Origin of the sequence: Marinobacter sp. DSM 26671, from assembly GCF_900112835.1 — a bacterium.
GTDB classification, from domain to species: domain Bacteria; phylum Pseudomonadota; class Gammaproteobacteria; order Pseudomonadales; family Oleiphilaceae; genus Marinobacter; species Marinobacter flavimaris.
Genome location: NZ_FONF01000014.1, coordinates 12754 through 38038, shown reverse-complemented (window position 1 = coordinate 38038; position 25285 = coordinate 12754). Strand labels below are relative to the sequence as shown.

Below are 25285 nucleotides of genomic sequence, written 5' to 3'. Positions count from 1 at the left end.
GAACCGCCTCAGTCGACGCCTTCGCCGGCAGACCAGGCTGCATGTTCCATGGGCAGGTGACCAAACCTGAGACAGTAATCCAGCCAATCGGCGAGGAAGCCGTTGACCTGGACCTTTTCATCCGGATGGTGCATGAAGCGATTGGGGTAATCGTTGACGGGAGCAATCTGGCGATCACGGTAGCAGCTGATCACTTCCGCCATGCTGGCGTCGTGGTAGACCCGTACGGTCATTTGAGGGTTGTTTAACCAACGACCGGAATTATGGACCTGCTCAAGCAACAGGGTTTCGGTGAACTTTGCTGTCTGGAGCACCTGAATCCGGACTCGTCCCAGGTAGTGGTTCTCCCGATGCAGCTCGAACTCGCACACGGGCTTGCCGTCCACCTCCAGCTGCCTCAGCTTACGGAGCCGCTGATAGTTTCCGTCACACAAGGCGCCGAGCTGTCTGAGATCCGGAACATACCGCCTGGGTTTCATGGTCCACTCGCCCATCACTGCCACCCTTTCCTCAAACGGGCCCGATTCAGCTCGAGCCACTGCAGGGCTATAATGGCGGCCGCGTTGTTGATGCGACCATCGTGGATCATCGCTATGGCGTCGTCGGATGACACCACATGGGCACGGATATCCTCATGTTCATGTTCCATACCATACAGACCACCGGCATCCGCGGTGCTGACACACCCGCAATAAAGGTGAATCATTTCCGTGCTGCCGCCGGGTGACACCAGGTAATCGCAGATTTTTTCCAGCGGCTCAAAGGTAAGTCCGGCCTCTTCCTGGCCCTCGCGTTGAGCGACTTCTTCAGGGCTCTCGCCGTCTTCGTTCATACCAGCCACCAGCTCCAGCAGCCACGGCGACTGATCACGACCCAGGGCACCAAGACGGAACTGCTCAAGAAGGACTACCTCGTCCCGTTCCGGGTCGTAGGGAAGTACACAGGTGGCATCGCCACGAATGAAGAGTTCTCGGGTAAACACCGGCATGTCCCGGCCGTCAAAACGCGGATGGGTCAACCAGAGCTTATCCATGCGGAAGAAGCCCTGGAAGACGGTTTCACGTTTTTCGACGTTGACGTCGTCGGCGTTGAACTGGAACGGTTTGGCCATTTTTTGTCCGGTCGTTGAATCGACTTGGAACGATAGCCTTTAGTTGGGTATTACTTCAAGTTCAAACCTTGTCGTAAAGCTTACTCCCAGACTCCACGAACTCCCGGGATTTCTCCTGCATGCCGGCATCCACTGCGGATACCTCATCAAGGCCATGCTCCCTGGCATAATCCCGAACCTCCTGGGAGATCTGCATGGAGCAGAACTTCGGGCCGCACATGGAGCAGAAGTGGGCCACCTTGGCGGATTCCTTCGGCAGGGTTTCGTCGTGGTAGGCGCGGGCCGTGTCCGGGTCCAGGCCGAGGTTGAACTGGTCTTCCCAGCGGAACTCGAAGCGGGCCTTGGAGAGGGCGTTGTCGCGGATCTGGGCGCCCGGGTGGCCCTTGGCCAGGTCGGCGGCGTGGGCGGCGATCTTGTAGGTGATGATGCCGGTTTTCACGTCGTCCTTGTTGGGCAGGCCCAGGTGCTCTTTGGGGGTCACATAGCAGAGCATGGCGCAGCCATACCACCCGATCATCGCCGCGCCGATGCCGGAGGTAATGTGATCATAGCCCGGCGCAATATCGGTGATCAGCGGGCCGAGGGTGTAGAACGGGGCTTCGTCGCAGCATTCCAGTTGCTTGTCCATGTTCTCTTTTACCAGATGCATGGGCACGTGGCCGGGGCCTTCGATCATGCACTGGACGTCGTGTTTCCAGGCAATTTTGGTCAGCTCACCCAGGGTTTCCAGTTCGCCGAACTGGGCTGCGTCGTTGGCGTCGGCGATGGAGCCGGGGCGCAGGCCGTCGCCGAGGCTGAAAGAGACATCGTAGGCTTTCATGATTTCGCAGATGTCTTCGAAGTGCTCGTACAGGAAGCTTTCCTTGTGGTGAGCCAGGCACCATTTGGCCATGATCGAACCACCCCGGGAGACGATGCCTGTGGTGCGCTTGGCAGTCATAGGCACATGGTGCAGGCGGACGCCGGCGTGGATGGTAAAGTAATCCACCCCCTGCTCGGCCTGCTCAATCAGGGTGTCCCGGAAGATTTCCCAGGTCAGGTCTTCGGCCACGCCGCCGACTTTTTCCAGGGCCTGGTAAATCGGCACGGTGCCGATGGGTACCGGGGAGTTGCGGATGATCCATTCCCGGGTCTCGTGGATGTTCTTGCCGGTAGACAGGTCCATGATGGTATCGGCGCCCCAGCGGATGCCCCAGGTCAGTTTCTCGACTTCTTCCTCAATGGAGGAGCTGACCGCTGAGTTGCCAATGTTGCCGTTAATCTTCACCAGAAAGTTACGGCCAATGATCATCGGCTCGGATTCCGGGTGATTGATGTTCGCGGGGATGATGGCGCGGCCGCGAGCCACTTCGTCCCGGACGAATTCGGGGGTAATCTGGTCCGGCAGGCCCGCACCGAAGGACTGTCCGGGATGCTGGTCTTTCAGCAGACCCTGTTCCCGGGCCTCCTGCAGCTTCATGTTTTCACGGATGGCGATGTACTCCATCTCCGGGGTCACGATACCCTGCCGGGCGTAGTGCATCTGGGAAACGTTTTGGCCAGGTTTGGCCCGTAGCGGTTTTCGCTCGTCCATGAACCTCAGCGGGTCAAGCTGGGGGTCTTTCATGCGGCGGCGGGTGAACCCGGAAGAGTAGTCCGGAAGCTGTTCCACATCACCGCGTTCGGCGATCCAGGCGGCGCGGACTGGTTTGAGACCTTTACGAAGATCAATAGCAGCTTCAGGATCTGTGTACGGGCCGGACGTATCGTACACAACCACCGGAGGGTTCGGCTCGCCGCCCATCTCCGTGGGCGTGTCCTGCACGGTAATTTCCCGCATAGGTACCCGCAGATCGGATCGGCTACCCTGCACGTATACTTTTCGTGAGCCTGATAATGGTTTGATGGCGGCGGAATCCGCCGCTGCGGATTCACTGAGATAGGCTGGCAAGTCCGTCATGGTCTGCTCCCGGTATTGGAGGGTTGTCGGGTCGCGTATGACGGGCCTTCCGGTACGGAAGAGGCTGGAACCAGCACGTTTTGAATGGTCTTAATCCCTACGCCGGTATTATCCGGATCAGGTTGCGGGTTCCGCACTGCAATCTCAGCCAACCACCGGTTTTCGGTGTATCAGCACCCCGTCAAGACGCGAACTGCTCACAAAATGAGTGAACTCTGCAAGTGTAGAAGCGGAGGCGTTTATTGTCCATAATGAGCAACCAATACCTTTGGGTCACCGTCGGCACCGGCCCATACCTTGAATACAGGCCTTCCGAACCCCCTATCCAGATCAGGGATACCCGGAGATAGTTTTTCAGGAGAAGCAATGAATAAGCGTTTACTTCCAGGATTGATCAGCCTGCTCGCAGCCCAGCCTGCGTTCTCTCTGGATCTGATGGAAACCTATGAAAAGGCACTGTCCTATGACTCCGGCATTGCCTCGTCCCTGGCGCAGTTCCAGGCGCAGCAGGCAACCAGCGATGTCAGCAAGAGCGCCCTGCTGCCCAAAATCTCGGCGGTTGGGTCAGCAAGCTACACAAGTTTCGAGCCCAGGAATATACCCGGGGGGGCAAACGCCGATGAGCTGACGCGGCAACTCTTCTCGGGAGACAGTTATCGAACCTACCGCTACGGCGTCGAGCTGACTCAGCCACTGTTCCGGGCTCAAGACTGGTTCAGCTACGAAGCCAGCCAGTTCCAGACCGAGGCGGCCGAGGCCCAGTACAACCTGGCCCAGCAACAGCTGATTCTCGACGTGGCAACCGCCTACTTCGGTGTCTTGCGCGCCAGGGACACCGTCACAACCGCGAAAGCGACTGAAACGGCCATCCAGCGCCAGTACGAACAGGCCCGGGAACGGTTTGACGTGGGGCTCATTGCCATCACCGAAGTCTATGAAGCGCGTGCCAGCTACGACGATGCCAGGAGCCAGCGCATCGCCGCCGACAACGACCTGAATGTGGCCAGGGAACAACTGGCCCGGTTAACCGGCGAATATCCCGAGGTCATGGAAAACCTCAGGCAGAATTTTCCGCTCGGACGGCCGGAGCCCATGGATCCGACTTCCTGGGAAACAACCGCCGTGGAGCAGAACTGGTCCATTCAGGCAGCCCTGAGGCAGTTCAATGCCAGCGAAGCCACCCTGAAAGCGGCAAAGTCCGGTCATTTGCCGACCCTTGACCTGAGCGCCTCATACCAGGAGACCAGTCTGGAGAACGCCCTTTTTACTCAGCAGGAGGGCAACCAGTCCATTGCCTCACTGTCACTGACCATCCCGCTCTACACGGGCGGCGGCACCCAGGCCGGCGTCCGGGAACAGCGCTCGCTGCTCACCGCCGCCGAACAGGACCTGAATACGGTGCGCCGGGACGTACGCGTGAATACCCGGAGCCTGTTCCTGACGGTCAACAACAATATAGAGACCGCTTCGGCGCTGGAACAGACCATCATCTCCCGCCGCAGCGCCCTGGACGCCACCCGCGCCGGCTATGAGGTTGGGACGCGCAATATTGTGGAAGTGCTGGATGCGGAACGGGCCTATTACGTAGCCCTGAGGGATTACGCCAACGCCCGCTATGATTATGTGATCAACTCGCTTCAGCTCAAACAGGCCGCCGGAATCCTGACCCCTCGGGATCTGATCGACCTGAACAACTGGCTGAGCGCCGCTGCCCCCGGGATCGAGGCTCTGGCCAACGAGAAGAAAACCTTGGACGATCCTACCCAGTAACCACCAGGGCGGGCCCGAAGGCTCGCCCGCATCTTTTGGGCGGATGTATCACACCCGCTCAATAATCCCATCAACCACCTTGTCTAACGCCCCGCGGTTCTTGTTCACCACTTCCAGGGCTCGCTGACCAATCGCTTCACGTTCCTGACCGTCACTAAAAAGAGACGACACGTGAGCGGCCAGATCATCTGCATCGGTAACCAGTTTAACGCCCCGGTCATTCAGCAGGCTCTGGTATATAGTTTCGAAATTAAAGATATGCGGGCCTGAAAACACCGGAATACCCCATCCGGCGGGTTCGAGGGGGTTGTGGCCGCCGCGCTCGATCAGTGAGCCGCCTACAAAGGCCAGGTCACTGGCGCCGTAAAGCATCATCAGCTCCCCCATGGTATCTCCGAGATACACCTGGGCCTGGGCAGGGCCCTCTCCAAGGGAGCGACGGGCCAGAGTCAGCCCCTCCTTGACCGCTTTTTCTGCCACAGGCTCAAAGCGGTCGGGGTGTCTCGGAACCAGGATCAGCAGAGCGCCTGGATGTTCTGCCAAAACTTTTCCATGAGCCGCCAGCAGTTGATCGTTTTCGCTGCCGTGGGTGCTGCCGGCAATCCAGACTGGCCGCCCCGCCAGCTCCTGTCGGAGCGCCATAGCCGCAGCTCGCACATCTTCAGGGATATCAACGTCAAATTTGACACTACCCGTTACGGCCACTTTCTCAGGCGCAACGCCAATTCGCCGAAACCTCTCGGCGTCTTTCTCTGCCTGGGCCGCCACCCAACTGATACTGCGCATGATTGGGGCTGCGAGGCCGCGAATACGCTCATAGCCCCGGGCGGATCGTTCTGACAGGCGGGCGTTGATCAAAAACACCGGAACCCGGCGAGCCCGGCACTGACGAATCATGTTCGGCCAGATTTCGGTTTCCATGATGACCAGTATTCGCGGGCTGGCGCGATCCAGGAAACGCCGGATGGCGCCCGGCGTATCATAGGGTGCGTAGGCGTACTGCACCTGATCACCAAACATCTTGCGTGCCTGGGCCAGGCCGGTGTCGGTCATGGCTGTCATCAGGATGGTGATACCCGGGTTCCGGGCCAGCAATCGTCGAACCATGGGCGCTGCCGCTATGGTTTCACCCACCGAGACAGCATGAACCCACACAACCGTGCCGCTAGCCCGGGGCACAATGCCCAAGCGCTGGTACCAGTTGCGCCTGAGTTCCGGAGCTCGACGTCCGTTCCACCACAGGCGCAGCAGAATGAACGGCAGAATCAGCCTAATAAGCTGGGAATAGATAAATTGCAGCACACAGGACTCCGGGCAAAACAGTGCGCTATCATAGCGCAAAACCTATTGATTTGCTTCCGATTGATGGCTCGGGCCATTGTGCCACCATCAATCGATTCAGACTTTGCAGGACCGGCTTTACGTGAAAACGAAATACCGCAAAATACCGCGAAACACGGATTACTCGGCCTACCGCCATCCCCGATGGTGGCCCACCTGGCTGGGAGTCTTTTTGATGTGGTGTGTGTCCCGGCTGCCAATACGCGTTCAGTGGTGGCTGGGCAAACTGGCGGGACTGCTGGCGTTCCGCCTTGCCCGGGAACGTCGGCACATCGCCGAGGTGAACATTCGGCTGTGCTTCCCGGAACTCACGGCCGCTCAGCAATCTGCGCTGGTTCGGAAAGCGTTTATTGCCAATGGTATTGGCTTGCTGGAAATTGGCATCGCCTGGTTCCGCGATCCAGCCAAACTGACAGGCATCACACAGGTCCATGGCCTTGAGCATTTCGAGCATGCTCTGGCGCAGGGCAAAGGCGTTTTATTACTGGGAGGCCATTACAGCACTCTGGATCTGGGCGGGAGCCTGGTGACCGAGTTCATTGAAGCAGACGTGATGCAGCGGGACCATAACAACCCTTTGATGAACGCCGTGATGACGAGAGCCCGTGAACGCCGGTATGGCAACGTGCTCGGCGCCAAGGACCTCCGGGGCCTGTTTCGCAGCCTTAAGAAAAACCGGGCCGTCTGGTATGCCACCGATCAGGATTACGGCCGCAAGGATATTGTCTTTGCGCCCTTCTTCGGAATACCGGCGGGCACGATTACCGCTACGTCCAGGATCGCGGAGCGCAGCGGCTGCAAGGTCGTCCCGTTCAGTCATTTCCGACGTGACGATGGTCCGGGTTACGACATCTACTTCCATCCTGCCCTTGAGAGCTTTCCCAGCGGGGACGATCTTCAGGATGCAACATTGATCAACCAGACTATCGAGCGAGAAGTGCGGCGCGCCCCGGATCAATATCTGTGGATGCACCGGCGCTTCAAGACCCGCCCTGATGAGAACGATCCGGGATTCTACAAACGCCGGTAATAACGAACTCAGGCAACACGGAGGCCGGCAATACATGCCGGAACACCATGGCCAAACCCGAGCCCAGAACGCAGGATGCATCCACTCCGGTGGTGTGGCTTCTGACCGACAACAAGCCGGGTCACCGGAATCAGCTGAAGGGGCTTGGCAACCGGCTTCGCGTCCTGGCGGGAGCAAGCACCTACTGGGTTGATGCCTCCACCGTAGAGGTACCTCTGTGGCGGGCATTGCTGGCCTCTTCGCCACGTATGGAGGCGTCACTGCCTCGCCCCGATCTTGTCGTCGCGGCAGGGTCCGGCACGCATCGATTACTGCTTGCGCTGCGAAAACGTCGCGGGACCCGAACGCTGGTCATCATGAAGCCCGCGTTTCCGCTGTCTCTGGTCAGCGGCGCCCTGATTCCAGCCCATGATCGCGTCCAACCAGGCCCGCGGGTGCTGTTAACCGAAGGCGTTCTGAACACCATCACACCCCTGGCCAGAATCACCGAGAAACGGGAAGCGTTATTACTCATAGGCGGGCCTTCGCCGCACTTCGACTGGGACGACGATGTCGTCCTGGGCCAGATATCCCACCTGATCGGTCAGTACCCTGACTGGCGCTGGACCATCAGCACCTCACGGCGAACACCGGAGCCCCTGCAGGACCGCCTCGACGACATGGCCGGAGTGCGGATCACCGTTGTTCACCCCCAGCAGACCCACGAGGATTGGCTAAGCCATCAACTTTCCGCCTCACGGGCGGTCTGGGTGACTCCCGACAGCATGTCCATGGTTTGCGAGGCGGCAACCTCCGGAGTGCCAACGGGCCTTTTCGAGTTGGCGGCGAGACCCGGCAGCCGGGTCGTGGACGGAGTGGAACGGCTGGTCCGGGACGGCTATGTTGCCAAGTGGACGGATCACGCCAGCGTCATGGCCGGCAGGGCCGACCACAACCAGTCGCTCTGGGAAGCCAATCGCGCAGCCCTATGGGTCATCGAAAACGGGTTACTGCCAAAGAGCCACAAAACCAATCAACGCCTGCCCAAGGGGGCCCAGCCTTGAGAATTCTTCAGGCACTTCCAGCGCTGTACAGCGGCGGTGTAGAAAGAGGTACCGTAGAGTTCGCTGCAGACCTCGTCAAACGCGGCCACGAATCCTTTGTCGTCTCCAAGGGCGGACCCATGGCGGAACAACTGCGGGGACAGGGTTCAAAGCATATTTTCATGCCGATTCACCGGAAAAATCCGGCGTCCTTCGGGCAAATCCTGCCGATGCGAAAACTGCTTCTTGAACTGAAGCCGGACATCGTTCATGTCCGCTCGCGCATGCCCGCCTGGATTATCTTCCTGGCTCTGAAAAGCATCCCGAAACGGGAACGCCCGGCGGTTGTGTCCACATTCCACGGCATGTATTCGGTAACACCCTACAGCGCCATCATGACCCGCGCCGATCACATCATTGCTGTGTCCCAGTGTGTGCGGGACTACGTGATGAACAACTACCCCGTTCCGGCGGAGAAGCTGACGGTTATTCAGCGTGGTGTCGATGTGGATGCGTTCCACCAACGTGAACTTAGCCAGCAATGGCTGGACCGCTGGTTCCGTCAGTATCCGCAGCTTGCCGGCAAGAAAATCATCATGATGCCCGGACGGATTTCCCGCTGGAAAGGCCAACTGGATTTCCTGGCCATGATGGCGAAACTGGTGCGGGAGCGGCCCGATTGCCACGGTATTATTGTGGGTGGTGCGGAGCCCGGCAAAGAGCATTTCCTGGATGAACTGGAGAAGGAGCGGTCTCGCCTGGACCTGACCGAAAAGGTCAGCTTCCTGGGCCAGCGAAATGACATGACCAACCTGTATCTGCTCTCCGACGTGGTCTGTCACATGAGCACCAAACCCGAGCCCTTTGGCCGGACAGTGACCGAAGCCCTCGCTTCGGGAACACCGGTCGTGGCCTATAATCGTGGCGGGGCGGCGGAAACACTGCAGGCGTGCTTCCGGGAAGGCCTGGTGGCGCCGGATAACGTGGATGAGTTCGCACAGGCCGTTTCCCGGATGTTGGATGCCGGGCCTCCGGCCATTGAGATCCCCTACCGATTCCGCCTGGAGGCACAGACAGAAGCGAGCCTGGCCGTTTACGAAACGGTGCTGCAGAATACCGCAGGCCGATCATGACCTCACCGCCCCGGTTAACGATCGCCCTTCTGATTGCCACGCCCGGCACAACCTGGGGCGGCATGGAAAAACACACCGCCGATCTGGCGGCCGATCTGGCCAGACGGGGGCATTGCGTCCATGTAGTGGCTCACAAAGACTACCGGGATAAATTCCATTCCGGCATCCACTTTCATGCGCTGCCCGTTCAACTGGGGCGACGGAACCTCTGGCTCCAACTTGCCCTCCGCCGGCGACTTCGAGAAATAGCACCTGATATTCTGCACGCCCAGGGCAACAAGGCTGCGCAGCTCGCGGCGAAAACCGGAAGCCTTGCCCGGGTGCGAATCGGCACGGTGCACGGCACCAAGTCCAGCCATAAGGCCTTTGATCGCCTCGACGAGATCATTGCCGTAAGCCCCAGGATTCTGGCTACTCTGCGACACCCCCGAAAACACCTTATCTACAACGGCGTGGATTCCGGGAGCGAACGAACAACAACAGACGACGGCCCGGAGCTACCGCCGGGAGTCACCAATGTAATCGCCGTCGGACGACTCGAATCCGTCAAAGGTTTTGATGCGCTGATCAGAGCCTGGGCCATGCTCGGCGATTCGGCACATCGCTACCATCTGACCATTTTTGGCGAAGGCAGCCAGCGATCACGGCTTGAGCACTTGATTCGCCAGTTGAAACTGGAAACCTCGGTAACCCTCGCAGGGTTCCGGGAGAATCTGGCGCCCATCTACGACAGGGCCGAATTGACGGTGATCAGCTCCGAACGGGAAGGCTTTCCCTACGTACTGGCGGAGTCCCTTCTCAATGGTTGCCCCGTGGTCTCCACTCCGGTGTCCGGACCGCGGGATATTCTTCCAGAAACGTCTCTCAGTGCAGGCCACCGGGATCAGGACCTTGCCGAACTGATAGCGCGAGCGCTCGCTGATCTGGAGACACTGAAACAGAGTGAGCAGCCCGCAATAGCATTTGCCCGTAAAACTCTCACGATCAACGCCATGGCGGAGCAAACGGAAGCGCTATACCTGAGGGCAATGGGCGAGCAACGAGGCACCTGATGTCCGCTGTATTGGGCTGAGAGCTAGCGTGTATTTTCCCTCTCAAATTCGGATAGCATCTGCATCTCGCGAGCCTTGGCCAGGCGCATGAAATTCCTGTTGGCTGCGGTAATGGCAACGCTCAGACCAAACCAACCGTTCAGGATCTGGCGGTGAAGCAGGTAATATTTCAGGAACTTCAAGGGAAACTCGGCAAACAGGCGGGGGCTGGAAATTCGCCGTCCCTTTGCGGCGATAAAGCGGGCCTGCTCCGTCGACAACTGGCAGTACTTGCGCTCCATCTGCTCCAGAGAAATCAGCGTGCGGTGCAACACATCGCCCTTTAAATCCACAACCCGGCCAGCCTTCACCTGCGGCCGGTCATTGTTGCTGTCTTTTTCGGGCTCAATCACTGCCTTGTTACGATTGTAGAGCCTGAGGATCTTCTTCGATTTATCATGGCGGAACGGATGCCGGGGATCCGGCTGGGACAGCACCCAGCGCATCCGGAATCCCGCAATGGCCGGGTCAATCGGCTTTGAAAACAGGTCCTGGATGTTGGCCACAAGCTCGTCCGATAGCACCTCATCCGCATCCAGGTCCAGCACCCAGTCATTACGACAAAGGCTTGCAGCAAAGGCTTTCTGGCAGGCAAACCCCTGCCAGTCGTTATGAACAAAACGGGCACCCGCCGCTTCAACAATGTCACGGGTTCGGTCAATACTTCCGGAATCGACTACGATAATCTCATCAACCCAGCCGGAAACCTTTGCGAGGGATTCCGGCAATCGCAGTTCTTCATCCTGGGTGATGTAATAAACGGATAACGGTAGCTTCATCAAAATTCCTGGTATCGGGCAATCAGTTTACGGACTGGTCAAAACAATATCATGGTTGCCTTATGATAAGATGGCGCGCCTGATTTTGATGTTTTTCTTGGAATTCTTTAACTCAAGCCCGGAGTGTACAGATGATTCACCCCGTCATTATGGCTGGCGGTACCGGCTCACGCCTTTGGCCGATGTCGCGCCAGCTGAATCCGAAGCAGTTCCTGAAACTGACCAACGGCCCCCTGTCGATGTTGCAGGCCACCGTTGCGCGGCTTGAGGGCATGGACGCAGCAAACCCTCTTCTGATCTGCAACGAGGAACACCGGTTCCTGGCTGCGGAACAAATGCGGCAATCCGGCCACGAGGATACGCGGATCATTCTGGAGCCCTGTGGCCGGAATACGGCGCCGGCCATTGCCTTGGCAGCACTGCAGCTGACCGAGGCTGCAGAAAACGGCGCTGATGATCCCCTGATGCTGGTGTTGGCCGCCGACCACCTGATCAAGGACGTTACGGCCTTTCAGGAGGGCGTGAAGAAAGCCATTCCGCTGGCGCGGGAAGGAAAACTGGTTACGTTCGGCATTGTCCCCAACCATCCGGAAACCGGCTACGGTTACATCCACCGTGGCACCGAACTGGGGCCAGACAGCTACCTTGTGGACAAGTTTGTCGAAAAGCCGGACCAGGCGACCGCCAATGGTTACCTCGATTCCGGCGAGTACCTCTGGAACAGCGGAATGTTCCTGTTTGGTGCCCGTCAGTACCTCGAGGAACTGGAAGCCCATCGCCCTGATATCCTGGCCGCGTGCCGTGCCGCCATCGCAGACACCGCCGATGACCTGCACTTTACGCGAATCAACGCCGAGCGCTTCGCCGAATGCCCGTCGGACTCAGTGGACTACGCCGTCATGGAGAAGACCGACAAGGCCGCCGTGGTTTCCCTGGATGCCGGCTGGAGCGATATTGGCTCCTGGTCCGCGCTATGGGAAGTCAGTGACAAGGACGCGGACGGCAACAGCCTGACCGGCGACGTGATTACCCATAACACCGCCAACACGCTGATCCGTGCCGATAGCCGGCTGGTGGCCACCGTTGGTGTGGACAACCTGGTGGTTATCGAAACCAAGGATGCCCTGCTGGTCGCCCATAAAGACAGTGTTCAGGACGTCAAAACCGTGGTGGAACGGATCAAAACCGATGGCCGCCACGAACACATGAACCATCGGGAAGTCTACCGGCCCTGGGGCGTCTACGATTCCATCGACAACGGTGCCCGCTATCAGGTCAAACGCATCACTGTGAAACCCGGCGCCAAGCTCTCCGTGCAGATGCATCACCATCGCGCCGAGCACTGGATCGTGGTAAGCGGCACGGCCCGGGTCACCAACGGCGAGAAAACCTACCTGGTCACCGAGAACCAGTCCACCTACATTCCGGTTGGTCAGGTGCACTCGTTGGAGAATCCGGGCGTCATCGACCTGGAACTGATCGAAGTTCAGTCCGGCTCTTACCTGGGTGAAGACGACATTGTTCGTTACGAGGATCGGTACGGTAGGAAATGAGCAAGCTCAAGTATTTCATCATCGCCGGGCTGCTCAGGATTGCCGGCTGGCTATCCCTTGCCGGCGCCCAGAGGGTAGGTCGTTTCGTCGGTTATCTGGTATGGCGATTGCCCACCAAATCTCGCCAGGTAACCGACATTAACCTGTCCATTTGCCTCCCCGTACTTTCAGACACCGAACGCGCGGTTATGTCAAAGAGATCCCTGGCCCAGACCGGCATGACCATGCTCGAGGTGCCCCTGATGTGGGAGTGGCCGGTGGAGAAATGCCTTGGCCTGATCCGGGAAACCGAAGGCCTGGATCTTATCGACAAGGCCATGGCCGGCGACAAAGGCCTGATTCTCCTGGCGCCGCACCTCGGTAACTGGGAACTGGCCGGGCTGTTCTTTTCCTCACGCTACAAAATGGCAGCGCTCTATAGTCCGCCGAATATGCCCGAGTTCGAGGACTACATGATCAAGGTACGCGGGCGACTTGGCTCAGAGCTGGTCCGGGGCGACCGCCGCGGCCTGGCCAGGCTCGCCTCGATTCTTCGGGAAGGCGGGGTTGCCGGAATCCTGCCGGACCAGTCGCCCCGCGGAAAGGGCAACGCCTTTGCGCCTTTCTTCGGCATGGAAGTGAAAACCATGACCCTGGTATCCAAGCTGATTCAGCGCACCGGTGCCAACGTGCTGATTACTTATGCCGAGCGCCTGCCCGACGCTTCCGGGTTCCGGATCGTTGTACGTGAGACCGGCCCGGGCCTCGGTGACAAGGATCCTGTTGCCGCGACCAGTGCCATGAATCACGCGATTGAGCAATGCGTGCGAGAAATCCCCGAGCAGTATCAATGGGAATACAAGCGTATGCGCCATCGGCCGCCCGGCGAAATCAACCCCTATAATCCGGACCGAGTATGTTGAACCCCAGACTCGCCTTTCATGCGCTGCTGATCATCGGGCTCGGCGGCGCGCTCCTGTCCTCAAGCATCCTGGCCGGCGCGACTCTCTTGCTTGCGATTGCCGGAATGGTGCTCAGTGCCCGCAAATCTTTGTATAAAGACGGCTGGGACAAACCCAAAGAGCTCAGGCTGCTTCACTTTTCCTTCTGGTTCTTCGTGCTGGTGAGTTTTCTGTCCTGGGCCCTTGAAGGGTTTGATTACGAGGGTGGAAAAACCCTTGGCACGCACGCCCGGTTCATCCTGTTCTGGCCCCTGATTGTTGCCATCAGCTATGCACGGATTGGCGCCCGCACGACTTTCGCCGCCATCGGACTGGTGGCCGTGTCTGTCATCGGGATTTTTCTGGTGACCATTGCTGCCCGCCAGGGCGCGCTTGGTCAGGTCTTGAATTCCCGTTTTGGCGGTGGAATCAACCCTATCAGCTTTGGCAATCTCGCCCTCCTGGGGGGCATGTTGACGATCGTCGCTGCCATGTTTTTTGTCCGGGAAAAACGGGGGGGCCTGGCGGTACTGTTTTTTATCGGTGGAACGGCGGCCGTTCTCATTTCCATGTTGTCGGAAACCCGCAGCAATCTGGTCGCTCTACCCTTCCTTCTGATTGCGCTGGTACCACTAGTCGGTAAAAGACTTCGAATTGCCGGATTGATTGTTGTGCCAATGCTCGTCGCCGGCGCGATTATTACCAGCGACCGCATGTCCAGCTCGCTCAATGGACTGCTACATGATGGCCAACTGGACTCCGGCATGGAAATTCGCCTGGAGGTCTGGGGGCAGGCGCTGAACATGCTCAGAGAAAGCCCCTGGTCGGGCGCTGGCCTTGGTGGCTATACCCACCGCATAGAATCGGAAGTTGCCGCGGGCAATCTGCCAGAGCATTTCCTGGACTGTTGCACGGGGCATGCGCATAACGATCTGCTGAACAATGCCGCAACCAGCGGTATTCCCGGCATTCTCAGCTGGGCCCTGCTTATTTTCATTCCGCTGGCCATCTTTGGCAGAAACCTGTCCAGCCGCCACGCAGCCACGGCGCACCTTGCGGCGGCTGGCTGCATGGTATCCCTTGGATACTTTTTCTTTGGCCTGACCGAAGCCACCTTCAATCGGACTTTGTTCCTCACCTTCTATCTGCTGGCTGTTAGCTCCATCGCCTCGGCCATGTTTACAGAGCTGAGTGCGTCCTATGTTCGAAACAGGGCCCGCAAGGTGTCTGCCACTATCATCACGAAAAACGAAGAAGACCACATCACCGACTGCTTGAAGTCCGCAAGGCTGGTTGCCGACGAAATTATCGTTCTGGATAGCGGCAGTACTGACAGAACGGTGGAACTGGCCAGAGAGCTTGCAGATGTTGTCGAAGTCACAGACTGGCCTGGCTTTGGCATCCAGAAACAGCGAGCTCTCGAGAAAGCGACAGGAGAGTGGGTGCTGTCACTGGATGCCGATGAGCGTGTCACACCCGAGCTGGCAAGGGAGATCAACGATCACCTGGTAGATCCTGACGCGGACGCGTACAAGCTTCCCTGGGCCGTAACGATCTACGGCAGCCGCCTGGATTTCGGGCGCAGCGGCCGAGCCCCCCTCCGGCTGTTCCGTCGCGAGGGAGTAAGCTTTTCGGACGCCCTCGTACACGAGCGGATACTGATTCCGTCCGGACGCAAGATCAAAACCCTAAGGGGCCGCCTGACACATTATACACACAGGGATTTCGGCCACTCGCTGGAAAAAAGCGCCAAGTACGCCTGGCTTGGCTCACTGGAGAAACATCGCAAAGGCAAGAAGACCCGCACCATGATCTACCCCACCCTGAGGGGCCTGATGACATTCGTGCAGGTGTACTTTATTCGGTTCGGGTTTCTGGACGGTGCTGTGGGCTATCTTACCGCTGTGACGTACGCACAGGTGACTTTCAACAAGTATGCCGGGTTATGGACTCTGGACCGGCCGGCCCGCTTTGAAAAGTCGTGACCCCCGAAGGAGCGTCGTTTCCACGCCGACGCTCCCGAACATACGCCTTAATTCGTCATAGTAAGGGAGCCGGGCGCCCAGAGCGGCATCATCGATCTGGAACACCCGGATTTCCGGGAATATCTTTTTCAGGGTAAACAGAGCGGTTGAAGCAAAGCTGTAGAAAGCGAGATAGATTTCCCCGGACAGAGCCACTTCGACCTCGATCGGACGACCGGCCTGCCGTATCTCGAGCGGAAATTCTGCCAGCAAAGCCTCCAACTCTTCCCGGCTTTCCTTTCGGTGCATGAAGTACACCACGCGGCTATCAGGATGACGCTCCACCACGTGCTGGATTTGCAGTTTCAATTGCTGAAGCCGATCCTCACCACCAAAGGGTTGGCCAAGGAACCCGACCATGGGCATCTGGCTATTGTCACAGGGCGTTTTTTTGAAAGTTTTACGAAACACCGGGAAATCGTGAACGCGCACCTGGACAAGCTCGGAGTTCGGTAACGGAAAGAAGGAGAAGAAAGCGATCACCTCCGGAACAACACGATGGATCCTGATCCCCATGGTTCGCAAAAGTCGCTTCTTGGCCGGTGAAATCCGGGAGGCGATGCCCTCGTCGTGAATGGCATGGTAATAGGTTACTGTTGCCAAGCCGTCATCCACGAAAATCAGCTGTTCGCTGTCGAACCCCCGATAAAACACTTCGTGAATCCAGCTGGATTTGTTTCCGATAAACAACCTCTCAATAGTTCGCTTTGAGAGACTCCTGGCAACTGACCCCAGACGAAGGTAAAAGGAACTCTTTTTAAGATAAATGGTTTCGATGCCCTGCCAGCCCAACGCCTCGGCCAGGAAAGCCATTTGCCCCTCGGTCTCGCGGTTATCAGGTCTAGCAATGATGAGAAGTGTTTTTTCGGAGTCGCAGCCATAGTGGTAACGAGCCTCGGAGCAACTGATCAGTTGCAGGGGCGTACTCGCAACAAAGACATTGATTGGGCTTGCGGCGCTGATCAAATCATTCCTTTCCTGGCCGGGATCTTCGCTTGGTCTATCCTGAGCTTTCAGGTGCCATGCGTGCAAGTTCCTTCCGCAACCGACGTCGGACTTTCAGTTTGCGTAAAAGGTTTATCGGCTTTGGCTTGAGTTGGCTACGCTTGTTGATCAGGAAATCCTCGACCGCATCAAGAACCCGCTTGCTGGAACGACCATCCCGGAAACTGTGCAACTGGTCGCAAAGAGCTCGCGTTTCTTTCATCAGCGGATCGGGATACTGCACCGCCTCTTCCAGAGCTTTCTCAACGCCCGCCACTTCCTGGACATCGATCAGATAAGGCCCCGGCATTTTGGTTCTGAATGTGACCACCGGGCGATCCAGGAACATGAACTCGAACATGATGGACGAGGTGTCGCAGAGCATCACATCAGCCTGCGGCAGCAGAGGCAGCAGATCTTCATCGCTCTCGACAAAACGAAGGTTCTCGCCACTCAGCTTGCGATACTGATCCACTACCGCGGGATCCATTTTCGGATGAAGCGTTACAATGAACTTCCAGCGACCACTTCTGGAGAGCTCGCCGATCTTCTCCACCAAATCCGGAGCTGACGTAACGGACCGGCTGAACGTTGAAGCGTAAAAAACAACCGGCAACTCATTTTCCAGACGGTTTCTCTTCCCGATTTCATTCCGCGACAGCAATGGATCGAGCTTTGGCCAACCTGTGTGAGCAACCCCGAAATGCTGGTACCGCTCGGCCAGTTCACGGAACTTTTCCGTGTCTTTAAGGGCATGCGTACAGTAAAGATCGAACCATCCCCGAATTCGGTAATGGTCACTTTCATCTTCGCTGCTATGGCCCCGCTTGTTGCGCGCCATGCCATGGAATACCTCAACCTTGATTCCGGGAAAAAAGTAGGGCACCCAATCACCGGGAACGAAGGTCGCATCCGCGTTGTAATCCATGACCTCTTTTACGGAAACGAGACGGCGCTCATCGGCCTGAAGTGGAGCTGTTGAGCACCCGGCGACGAACCAGGCAGCCTCATCGCCCCGGCGCCGTATCTCTTCCTGCAGCGGTCGCAGTATTGAATAGGAATAGGGTTGGTTTACAAAAAACAGGTACCGGCGCATTCAAGCCCTGCCCGTCAGCGATTTGTATAGCTCACCCGTCTCAGTGACGGTCTGTGAGGTGTGAAAATTCCGGGCTATCCGTTGCCTCGCAGCCTGCCCAAGAGAGGCCGCCAATTCACGATCGCGGTAAAGCCGCTCAATAGCCGCTGAAAGCCCGGGAGCATTTTTCGGTTCAACCACAATACCGCTGACGCCATCTTCCACCAGCTCCGGCATACCGCCAACACTGGTCACTACCGGCGTCACTCCATAGACCATCGCCTCGATGACCGCACGGGGCAGACCTTCCCTTTCCTTCGAGGGAAGCACAAACACATCACTGGCCGCCGCTATGGCCGGCGCATCGTTGCGGTAACCCGTAAAGTGAATCCGCTCGGGGTGAGAGGTGGCAGCGGCCTGCGCCTGAATCTCTTTGTTATCAATAACGTCTCCCACCAGCAGCAAATGTATATCTAAATCCTCAGGCAGCTTATCGATCGCTTCAATCAGGTCATCGAAGCCTTTTCTCGGGGTATTTCTCCCGGTGCAGCACACCACGAAGGCATCTTCCGGAACACCAAACTGTGTCAGGTCGGCCTTGGGCGATTGATACCAGTCCAGGTCGTGCCCTTTGTAGATTCTCTGAAGCTTCCGTTCAGGAATGTGCATCCACAGAAACCGGAGGCTGGCCAGGTAATCCTTGATGGCATCAGCGACACAGACAATCTTGCTGACGCGAGGATGCAGGAAGGTAATCCAGGATTCCGGATTGAGAAAACTGATGTTACCGATCACACCGCGATAGGCGACGATCTTGATATCCGTGCCCCGGGAAGCCCGTAATCCGCAGGCCAGGGCCCGGGGATTATAGGCATGAATGACCTTGTAGTTTTTCTTGGCCAGTTGTTGGCGGATGGACTCGGTGCCCTCTTTGTCAAAGCGGTTCTTCAAGGCCATGGGGCAGGCAACCATGCCCTCGTCAACAAGACGCCGATAGTTCCGGCCCTTGGGGTTACACATGACGTCGACGTCGAACCCGGCCTTTCTGAGCCCGATAAAGAGTTCAGTCTCCGGACGATCACAGGCATCCGTAAGACAAAGTATCGACGGAAGCGATCCGCCCTGTTGTGGATTGGTCAAGTGGCCATTCCCCTGTTGTATCCGTTCATGAAATAACTCCAGGCTTTTGCCCGTGCGTCTTCTCCGGCCACCTTTACCAGCGATCGCGAGAAGCGATCAAGATTGGCCTCTTTCCAGCGCGCCGGGGCACTGCCAGTCATCAACCTGCTCTTGTCGAAATCAATCAGAAAGTATTCGTTGCCCCGGACCAGTACATTGAAGCAGTTCAGGTCCGCATGCATGACGCCGGCGTCGTGAAATCGACGAATGGTTTCTCCAATGGACGTCCACGCCTCATTGTCCAGCTCCGAGATAAGGTCAGCCAGGGGCGTGGTATTCTCCAACCGTTCAATGATGATGGCGGCCCGGTACTGAATTGGCGACAGTTTGCGATACCAGGCCGCAACAGGACAGGGTACGGGAAGCCCCTGGCTAACCAGTTTGTTGAGCAACCGGAACTCTGCAAAGGACCGCACATGCTCCTCGCCGGTGAAGGCATAGGCGTATCGCGCAAATTTCGCCATCAACCCGCCCCGGCGATATTCTCGAAGCACCAGTCTGTCCTCTCCGGCCTGCAAAAACCAGGCGCCGCCGCGGCCCCCGCTGCTTACCGGGCGGGCTTGATTGCCCCAAGAGGCGGAATTGAACCAGTCCTCGGTAACCCTGCCCTCGTAATCCGGGTGAATCAGCATTGCCGAAGACCTTTCCCGGATACAGATTTCAGACTCCACCATGCTGGGTCCCCGGTCACCGAAATTGAAAGAAGGCACGTACTACCCACTCACGCCGGGACGGAAACGCGCGAGTAAGTTAGAATGGCGGCCAGTTTACCAATGAATGCCGACAAAGCTCCACAGCACCAGGCCACAACCTGAACCGGATCAATATCTGATGAACTCCATCTGCATTCTTCGCCTGTCCGCCATCGGCGACGTGACTCACGTAATACCTGTCGTACTGAGCCTCCAGGAGCAGCTTCCCGGCGTGAAGATTACCTGGGTTATCGGCAAGATCGAAGCCAAGCTGGTTGGCGATCTGCCCGGCGTTGAGTTCATTATTTTCGACAAAAAGGCCGGTCGCAAAGGCTACGCTGAGCTTCGCAGACAAATGACGGGTCGCAAGTTTGACGCGCTGCTTCACATGCAGGTGGCTTTCCGAGCCAACCTCGCCGCTGCCTGCATTCCGGCCAGAGTCAGGATTGGCTATGACAAGGCCCGCAGCAAGGATCTGCACAGCCTGTTTATCAACCACCGGATCAAACCGGCACCGAAGCAGCACGTGCGAGACTGCCTTGCCAGCTTCCTCGAACCTTTGGACCTCAAGGCCGCGCCGCCGCGCTGGCAGATTCCGTTGAAGGATTCAGACCATGACTTTGCGCGTGAGCAACTGGCTAATGACCGCAAAAACCTTGTAATAAGTCCGTGTGCCAGCCACACACTGCGTAACTGGCCCGCTGAGCGTTACGCACAGCTGGCTGATCACGCGATTCAGAAGCACGGTATGAAGGTGATTCTGGTGGGCAGCCCCGCCCCGTTCGAGGCCGAGTACTGCGCCGCCATCGAAGCCGCAATGAAGGAAAAAGCGCACAACATCTGCGGCAAGGACACCCTGAAGCAACTGACAGCGTTAATGACCCATGCCGACCTCGTGGTAGCGCCCGATACTGGGCCGGCACATATCGCCAGTGCGGTGGGCACCGATGTCCTTGGGTTGTTTGCCGCAAGCAATCCTTACCGCTCCGGGCCCTATAATTCTCTGGACTGGTGTGTGAACCGGTATCCTGAAGCACTGGAGAAGTTTACCGGCAAAACGGTGGAACAGGCCCGGTGGGGGGCGAAAGCAGAGTTCGAGGGGGCGATGGACCTGATCACGGTTGCAGATGCCACGAATATGCTGGATCGTTGGGTTGAAGTGAACCCGGTGGCCAAAGCTGAAAGCGGGGTCAGATGAAAGCGTTCATCTGACCCAAAATTTCACTTCCGTGCGGTGTAGTCCTGGTAGGACTTCTCTTCCACGAAACGAGACCCCAGGGCCAGGTTGACCTCTTTTTTGATCGCAGCGCGCTTGTCATTGGTGACGTATACAGCGCGTGCCAGCTCAATAAATCTCGCGCCAAAGTCCTGGGCGGCTTCCTGATCCCGAATATCGTCTTCAATCACCCACAGCTCTTCGTTGACCGCTTTCAGCTGCTTGCGGAGATCGGCGATTTCAGCAGCCTTGTCCTTTACTGCCTCGTCCCAGGTAGCGCTCAGCTCATCAAGCTCAAGCCGGACATTCTTGACCTTGGTTTCATCCTTGATGCGCTCGGACTTGATTTCGAGAATGGTGATTTTGTCCAGCACCTCGCCAAAAGATACCGGTACCTTGATAACGTCTGCCATTTGCTCGTCCCGCCAGTAAACAGGGTGTGTTAAACAACAAAGCCGCCGGGCTGAAACAGCAAACGGCGGCCTGTAATTATTCTGGAATCAGCCTTTAACGTGCGTCAGCCAACCGCTGTGCTCAGCCAGCTTGCCCTTGACTGCATCAAAGTACATAGCCTGAAGCTTCTCGGTCACCGGGCCACGCTTGCCGGCACCGATCACACGGCCATCCAGTTCGCGGATCGGCAGCACCTCGGCCGCTGTGCCTGTGAAGAAGGCTTCATCGGCGATGTAGACCTCATCGCGGGTAATCCGGCGCTCCTTGATCGGAATGTTGAGCTCGCGCGCAAAATCCATGATCGTGGCACGGGTAATACCCTCCAGGCAGGAGGTGAGTTCAGGCGTATGCAGCACACCATCACGCATGATGAAAATGTTTTCTCCGGAGCCTTCGGCAACGTAACCTTCGTTGTCCAGCAGCAGGGCTTCCTCGGCACCACCGGAAATGGCCTCGTTCAGGGCCAGCATCGAGTTAATGTAGTTGCCGTTCGCCTTGGCCTTGCACATGGTGATATTGACGTGGTGACGCGTGTAGGAGGACGTGCGCACCTTGATCCCCATTTCCTTCGCTTCCGGTGACATGTAGGAAGGCCAGCTCCAGGCCGCAACCATTACGTGCACCTTCAGGTTATCAGCCCTGAGCCCCATACCCTCGGAACCGAGAAACGCCATTGGGCGCAGGTAGGCTTCGTCAAGATTGTTTTCCCGGATCGCCGCACGCTGGGCTTCGTTGATCTCGTCCTTACTGAACGGCATTTTCATGTTCAGGATGTGGGCGGAACGGAAAAGACGATCCGTGTGCTCTTTCAGGCGGAAAATGGCCGGGCCATTCGCGGTGTTGTAGGCCCGCACACCTTCAAAACAGCCCAGGCCGTAATGCAGGGTGTGAGTCAGGACGTGGGTCTTGGCATCCCGCCAGGGAACCATTTCACCATCCATCCAGATAACGCCATCGCGATCAGCCATCGACATTCTTCATTGCTCCTAAAAAAGCGTTTTTCGGGGGAACCGGCATTCTAGCAGGAAAATCTGCCGGAATTGAATTTGCCTCAGGCCTCAATCATCACTTTTTTCCACATGGCGCGGATGTAGTCACGCTCTTGTGAGAAGGCATCACCCTCCACCTGACTATTGAGGTTCTGAAGCGCCCGCCGGTGAATCGTGGAACGCAGGGCGATGAAGGTTTCCCTGAGTTTTTCGGCATCTTCGACCGCCATCACCCCGGCGCGCCCCAGCTCCTCCATCTGGCGAATGTTATCGGACCACTGGGTCAGCTCCGGGTGCTCAGCGGACCACGCCAGCATCAGGTACTGGACGATAAACTCGATATCAACGATGCCGCCGGTATCATGCTTGATATGAAACACCTCGTCCTGCCGGCTTTCCGGCGTGGCCAGACTGGCCCGCATCTTCTCCCTCATTTCGACCACCTCGTTCCGGAGTTTCTCACGGTCACGGGGCTGACAAAGGATCTCGTGGCGTATGGATTCAAAAGCTTCAAGGGTCTCCGTGCATCCGGCAACACCCCGGGCCCGGGCAAGCGCCTGATGCTCCCAGGTCCAGGCGTCCTCGCGCTGATATTTTTCGAAGGCCTGCAGAGTACTGACCAGCAGCCCGGAGTTACCGGACGGCCTCAAGCGCATATCAACCTCATAAAGCTGCCCCGAGGGCGTCTGGGTGTTGAGGATGTGGACGATCCTTTGCCCAAGCCGCGTGTAAAAAACCGCATTGTCGATGGGCTTTTCACCGTCGGTGGCCAGCTCCGGATCAGCTTTGTGCACAAACACCAGGTCAAGATCGGAGGTATAGCCCAGTTCGATCCCGCCCAGCTTGCCATAGCCAATGATGGCAAAATCGGTTTCACAGGCGGAGCCATCTTCCCGGCGCGGATAGCCGTGGCGGCTGACCAGGTTGGCGAAGGCTACGTCCACCACATGATCCAGAACAACCTCGGCGATCCAGGTGAGGTAGTCACTGACCTTCATCAACGGTAATGTGCCTTTCAGTTCGGACGCCGCAACCCGCAGGATATGGGCTTTCTTGAAATGCCGCAGTGACTCCATCTGCTCTTCCAGATCCTCAAACGGAATCCGAAGCATCTGCTGGCGCAAATCATCCTGCAATTCTGCTTTCGCGGGTGGGCTGTACAGGCTCTCGGCGTTCAACAGCTCATCCAGCAGGAGCGGTGTTTCCGCCAGCTGCCTGGCAATCCAGGGGCTCTCACTGCACAACCGCACCAGTTGGGTACAGGCGCCCGGATTTTCCAGCAGCAACACCATGTAGGCCGTGCGACGCAGTATGGCTTCCACCAGCTGCAACACCCTGGACAGGGTCTCGGACGGGTTATCAACCTGGGTGAGCGCCTCAAGCAGCATGGGCATGAACTGATTGAGTCGCCGGCGCCCCTGGGTCTGTAGATTCTGAACAGTCCTGTTTTCACGAAGTTCAGCCAGCTCCGCCAACGTAGCACCGGGGTCTTCATAGCCCCGTGATTTGAGCCAGTCGGCGGCGGCCGCCTCTTCCATTTCGGAAAGCCAGAGCTCGAACCACCCTTCTTCGAGGGCCCCCTGCCCCTCATCTTCGTCATCTTCCGTGGTAATAATGTTGGAAAAATGCGTGGCGACCCGCTCCCGGTGTTCTCTGAGGCACTGTTCGCACGCCTGCCAGTTCTCGAAATCCATAATTGTGGCGACCCGTGCCCGGGACAGCTCATCTTCCGGCAGCAACTGGGTTTGCTTGTCTTCCATACCCTGGAGCGCATGCTCCAGGTTTCTGAGAAACACATAGGCGTCGCGAAGCTCACCAACCACCGGCGACGGCAACAGCTCGAGCTCTTCCAGCTCTTTCAGGATGACCAGCAGCTCCCGCTGCTGAAGCTCCCTGTCCCGGCCACCGCGAATGAGCTGGAATGCCTGAACCACAAACTCGATCTCTCGGATACCGCCGCTACCCAGCTTGATATTGTTTTCGAGCCCCTTTCTGCGCACCTCCCGGCCAATCATGGCCTTCATGCTACGCAGGGACTCGAACGCGCTGAAATCGATGTACTTGCGGTACACGAAGGGGCGCAGCGTCTCCATGAGCACCTGACCCGCCCTTTGATCGCCCGCCACCACCCGGGCCTTGACCATGGCGTACCGCTCCCAATCCCGCCCCTGGTCCTGATAGTAGGTTTCCAGAGCAGCAAAACTCAGCGCCAGCGCGCCACTCTGGCCATAAGGCCGGAGACGCATGTCCACCCGGAACACAAAACCATCTGCCGTAATCTGGTCCAGAGCCTGGATCAGCCGCTGGCCAAGGCGAACGAAGAACTGCTGATTATCCAGTGAGCGCCGCCCGCCAACGGTTTCCCCCTTGCTCGGAAAGGCAAAGATAAGATCAATGTCCGAGGAGACGTTCAGCTCCCGACCACCCAGCTTACCCATACCCAGAACCACCATTTTCTGGTCGGTTTCCTGGCCGGTTACCGGGTCAGCCCCTCGAGGCGTACCGTATTGCTCGCAGGCGTCCTGGTATAGCCAGCTGAGCGCTCCATCAATACAGATATCGGCAAATACACTCGTCGCCGACATGGTCTCAGCCAGGTCTGCCCATCGCATCAGATCCCGCCATATAATCCGGAACTGGGTCTCCATGCGGAATTGTCTGAGGGCCGAGTGCAGGCCAGGCTCACCATCAACTTCAGAGAGATACTCTTGCCATCGACTTTCCAGATAATCCGGAGTGGTTGGCTCAGACAACGAACGAGAGGCCATCAATGCCTCTACCTGATCGGCATGGCGTTCCAGAGTCTGGCGAAGGAACAAACTGCGGGAGATCGCCGTAGCCACTAAGGTGTCATCCATACCCTCCGGTGAGGTCAACCAGGCCGGAACCCCTTCCGGGAACACTGATTCCCAGCACCCGGCGACATCATCCGCCAGCGGTTTCGGAAGGCTGTGCCATGGCTCGGACATAATGCAAACCCCTGT

At 57.7% G+C, this 25285-nt stretch carries 21 protein-coding genes and 1 riboswitch; of the genes, 9 read left to right on the top strand and 12 right to left on the bottom strand.

Features of this window, described 5'->3' with window-relative positions; all coding sequences use genetic code 11:
• Window positions 1-8: 8 nt before the first annotated feature.
• The 3 genes from BM035_RS15220 to thiC form a co-directional block, all read right to left on the bottom strand.
• Window positions 9-494, bottom strand: coding sequence for a DUF1249 domain-containing protein (locus BM035_RS15220; RefSeq protein ID WP_008170830.1), 486 nt, complete (start codon window positions 492-494; stop codon window positions 9-11).
• The gene (locus tag BM035_RS15215) at window positions 494-1111 is read right to left on the bottom strand and encodes an NUDIX domain-containing protein (protein ID WP_008170832.1); all 618 of its coding nucleotides are present in this window, start codon (window positions 1109-1111) and stop codon (window positions 494-496) included. The genes BM035_RS15220 and BM035_RS15215 overlap by 1 nt, the downstream gene beginning before the upstream one ends.
• Before the next feature lie 61 nt (window positions 1112-1172).
• The gene (gene thiC / locus BM035_RS15210; RefSeq protein ID WP_092032939.1) at window positions 1173-3050 is read right to left on the bottom strand and encodes a phosphomethylpyrimidine synthase ThiC; all 1878 of its coding nucleotides are present in this window, start codon (window positions 3048-3050) and stop codon (window positions 1173-1175) included.
• A 77-nt stretch (window positions 3051-3127) separates the two neighbouring features.
• Window positions 3128-3241: riboswitch (TPP riboswitch) on the bottom strand.
• A gap of 175 nt (window positions 3242-3416) precedes the next feature.
• Here thiC and BM035_RS15205 point away from each other — a divergent pair.
• The gene (locus BM035_RS15205; protein ID WP_092032935.1) at window positions 3417-4820 is read left to right on the top strand and encodes a TolC family outer membrane protein; all 1404 of its coding nucleotides are present in this window, start codon (window positions 3417-3419) and stop codon (window positions 4818-4820) included.
• A gap of 48 nt (window positions 4821-4868) precedes the next feature.
• On the opposite strand, the gene waaA is transcribed toward BM035_RS15205, so the two are convergent.
• Window positions 4869-6122, bottom strand: a complete 1254-nt coding sequence (gene waaA, locus BM035_RS15200) for a lipid IV(A) 3-deoxy-D-manno-octulosonic acid transferase (RefSeq protein WP_008170840.1) — start codon at window positions 6120-6122, stop codon at window positions 4869-4871.
• Window positions 6123-6243: 121 nt separating this feature from the next.
• On the opposite strand from waaA, the gene lpxL reads away from it, so the two are divergent.
• From lpxL to BM035_RS15180, 4 genes are read left to right on the top strand one after another with little or no spacing between them, the layout of a single operon-like run.
• Entirely contained in the window at window positions 6244-7191 is a 948-nt protein-coding gene (lpxL, locus tag BM035_RS15195) for an LpxL/LpxP family Kdo(2)-lipid IV(A) lauroyl/palmitoleoyl acyltransferase (protein ID WP_075267653.1), read from the top strand.
• Window positions 7192-7238: 47 nt separating this feature from the next.
• Window positions 7239-8234, top strand: a complete 996-nt coding sequence (locus tag BM035_RS15190; RefSeq protein WP_053114346.1) for a mitochondrial fission ELM1 family protein — start codon at window positions 7239-7241, stop codon at window positions 8232-8234.
• Complete coding sequence (locus BM035_RS15185; RefSeq protein ID WP_092032933.1) at window positions 8231-9346, top strand: glycosyltransferase family 4 protein; 1116 nt, start codon at window positions 8231-8233, stop codon at window positions 9344-9346. The genes BM035_RS15190 and BM035_RS15185 overlap by 4 nt, the downstream gene beginning before the upstream one ends.
• Window positions 9343-10398 carry a glycosyltransferase gene (locus tag BM035_RS15180; RefSeq protein WP_092032930.1) on the top strand — a complete coding sequence of 352 codons (1056 nt, stop codon included), beginning with the start codon at window positions 9343-9345 and terminating at the stop codon, window positions 10396-10398. Before BM035_RS15185 ends, BM035_RS15180 begins: the two co-directional genes overlap by 4 nt.
• Window positions 10399-10421: 23 nt before the next feature.
• Here BM035_RS15180 and BM035_RS15175 read toward each other — a convergent pair whose 3' ends face one another.
• Window positions 10422-11216 (bottom strand): glycosyltransferase family 2 protein, encoded by a 795-nt coding sequence (locus BM035_RS15175; RefSeq protein ID WP_008170849.1) that lies wholly within the window; start codon window positions 11214-11216, stop codon window positions 10422-10424.
• A gap of 131 nt (window positions 11217-11347) precedes the next feature.
• On the opposite strand from BM035_RS15175, the gene BM035_RS15170 reads away from it, so the two are divergent.
• Genes BM035_RS15170 through BM035_RS15160 form a run of 3 tightly spaced genes read left to right on the top strand, consistent with a single transcriptional unit; the run spans window position 11348 to window position 15674 of the window.
• Complete coding sequence (locus tag BM035_RS15170; protein WP_014576003.1) at window positions 11348-12769, top strand: mannose-1-phosphate guanylyltransferase/mannose-6-phosphate isomerase; 1422 nt, start codon at window positions 11348-11350, stop codon at window positions 12767-12769.
• A complete protein-coding gene (locus BM035_RS15165) occupies window positions 12766-13671 on the top strand; it encodes a lysophospholipid acyltransferase family protein (RefSeq protein ID WP_092032929.1) in 906 nt (301 codons plus the stop codon). Before BM035_RS15170 ends, BM035_RS15165 begins: the two co-directional genes overlap by 4 nt.
• Window positions 13665-15674 carry a glycosyltransferase gene (locus tag BM035_RS15160; RefSeq protein WP_053114334.1) on the top strand — a complete coding sequence of 670 codons (2010 nt, stop codon included), beginning with the start codon at window positions 13665-13667 and terminating at the stop codon, window positions 15672-15674. Before BM035_RS15165 ends, BM035_RS15160 begins: the two co-directional genes overlap by 7 nt.
• Here BM035_RS15160 and BM035_RS15155 read toward each other — a convergent pair.
• Genes BM035_RS15155 through BM035_RS15140 form a run of 4 tightly spaced genes read right to left on the bottom strand, consistent with a single transcriptional unit; the run spans window position 15633 to window position 19625 of the window.
• The gene (locus tag BM035_RS15155; RefSeq protein WP_092032926.1) at window positions 15633-16679 is read right to left on the bottom strand and encodes a polysialyltransferase family glycosyltransferase; all 1047 of its coding nucleotides are present in this window, start codon (window positions 16677-16679) and stop codon (window positions 15633-15635) included. The two genes, BM035_RS15160 and BM035_RS15155, sit on opposite strands and share 42 nt — an antisense overlap.
• 34 nt (window positions 16680-16713) lie before the next feature.
• Complete coding sequence (locus tag BM035_RS15150; RefSeq protein WP_053114330.1) at window positions 16714-17793, bottom strand: CDP-glycerol glycerophosphotransferase family protein; 1080 nt, start codon at window positions 17791-17793, stop codon at window positions 16714-16716.
• A complete protein-coding gene (locus tag BM035_RS15145) occupies window positions 17794-18912 on the bottom strand; it encodes a glycosyltransferase family 4 protein (RefSeq protein ID WP_092032923.1) in 1119 nt (372 codons plus the stop codon).
• The gene (locus tag BM035_RS15140) at window positions 18909-19625 is read right to left on the bottom strand and encodes a 3-deoxy-D-manno-octulosonic acid kinase (RefSeq protein WP_092032920.1); all 717 of its coding nucleotides are present in this window, start codon (window positions 19623-19625) and stop codon (window positions 18909-18911) included. Before BM035_RS15140 ends, BM035_RS15145 begins: the two co-directional genes overlap by 4 nt.
• 157 nt (window positions 19626-19782) lie before the next feature.
• Here BM035_RS15140 and BM035_RS15135 point away from each other — a divergent pair, with 157 nt between their 5' ends.
• The gene (locus BM035_RS15135; protein ID WP_092032919.1) at window positions 19783-20841 is read left to right on the top strand and encodes a glycosyltransferase family 9 protein; all 1059 of its coding nucleotides are present in this window, start codon (window positions 19783-19785) and stop codon (window positions 20839-20841) included.
• A gap of 23 nt (window positions 20842-20864) precedes the next feature.
• Here the strand turns inward: BM035_RS15135 and BM035_RS15130 are convergent, their stop codons facing one another.
• From BM035_RS15130 to glnE, 3 genes are all read right to left on the bottom strand, one after another.
• On the bottom strand, window positions 20865-21272 hold the full coding sequence (locus BM035_RS15130; RefSeq protein WP_008170872.1) for a DUF6165 family protein: 408 nt from the start codon (window positions 21270-21272) through the stop codon (window positions 20865-20867).
• An 87-nt stretch (window positions 21273-21359) separates the two neighbouring features.
• Window positions 21360-22286 (bottom strand): branched-chain amino acid transaminase, encoded by a 927-nt coding sequence (locus tag BM035_RS15125; RefSeq protein ID WP_092032917.1) that lies wholly within the window; start codon window positions 22284-22286, stop codon window positions 21360-21362.
• Window positions 22287-22363: 77 nt separating this feature from the next.
• Complete coding sequence (gene glnE, locus BM035_RS15120; protein WP_053114325.1) at window positions 22364-25270, bottom strand: bifunctional [glutamate--ammonia ligase]-adenylyl-L-tyrosine phosphorylase/[glutamate--ammonia-ligase] adenylyltransferase; 2907 nt, start codon at window positions 25268-25270, stop codon at window positions 22364-22366.
• Window positions 25271-25285: the final 15 nt, after the last annotated feature.

What these genes read in the sequence shown, in the direction of transcription:
- BM035_RS15220 (WP_008170830.1), bottom strand. Translation starts at nt 494, where the DNA reads ATGGGCGAGTGGACCATGAAACCCAGGCGGTATGTTCCGGATCTCAGA.
- BM035_RS15215 (WP_008170832.1), bottom strand. Translation starts at nt 1,111, where the DNA reads ATGGCCAAACCGTTCCAGTTCAACGCCGACGACGTCAACGTCGAAAAA.
- thiC (WP_092032939.1), bottom strand. Translation starts at nt 3,050, where the DNA reads ATGACGGACTTGCCAGCCTATCTCAGTGAATCCGCAGCGGCGGATTCC.
- BM035_RS15205 (WP_092032935.1), top strand. Translation starts at nt 3,417, where the DNA reads ATGAATAAGCGTTTACTTCCAGGATTGATCAGCCTGCTCGCAGCCCAG.
- BM035_RS15190 (WP_053114346.1), top strand. Translation starts at nt 7,239, where the DNA reads ATGGCCAAACCCGAGCCCAGAACGCAGGATGCATCCACTCCGGTGGTG.
- BM035_RS15180 (WP_092032930.1), top strand. Translation starts at nt 9,343, where the DNA reads ATGACCTCACCGCCCCGGTTAACGATCGCCCTTCTGATTGCCACGCCC.
- BM035_RS15175 (WP_008170849.1), bottom strand. Translation starts at nt 11,216, where the DNA reads ATGAAGCTACCGTTATCCGTTTATTACATCACCCAGGATGAAGAACTG.
- BM035_RS15170 (WP_014576003.1), top strand. Translation starts at nt 11,348, where the DNA reads ATGATTCACCCCGTCATTATGGCTGGCGGTACCGGCTCACGCCTTTGG.
- BM035_RS15165 (WP_092032929.1), top strand. Translation starts at nt 12,766, where the DNA reads ATGAGCAAGCTCAAGTATTTCATCATCGCCGGGCTGCTCAGGATTGCC.
- BM035_RS15160 (WP_053114334.1), top strand. Translation starts at nt 13,665, where the DNA reads ATGTTGAACCCCAGACTCGCCTTTCATGCGCTGCTGATCATCGGGCTC.
- BM035_RS15150 (WP_053114330.1), bottom strand. Translation starts at nt 17,793, where the DNA reads ATGCGCCGGTACCTGTTTTTTGTAAACCAACCCTATTCCTATTCAATA.
- BM035_RS15140 (WP_092032920.1), bottom strand. Translation starts at nt 19,625, where the DNA reads ATGGTGGAGTCTGAAATCTGTATCCGGGAAAGGTCTTCGGCAATGCTG.
- BM035_RS15135 (WP_092032919.1), top strand. Translation starts at nt 19,783, where the DNA reads ATGAACTCCATCTGCATTCTTCGCCTGTCCGCCATCGGCGACGTGACT.
- BM035_RS15130 (WP_008170872.1), bottom strand. Translation starts at nt 21,272, where the DNA reads ATGGCAGACGTTATCAAGGTACCGGTATCTTTTGGCGAGGTGCTGGAC.
- BM035_RS15125 (WP_092032917.1), bottom strand. Translation starts at nt 22,286, where the DNA reads ATGTCGATGGCTGATCGCGATGGCGTTATCTGGATGGATGGTGAAATG.
- glnE (WP_053114325.1), bottom strand. Translation starts at nt 25,270, where the DNA reads ATGTCCGAGCCATGGCACAGCCTTCCGAAACCGCTGGCGGATGATGTC.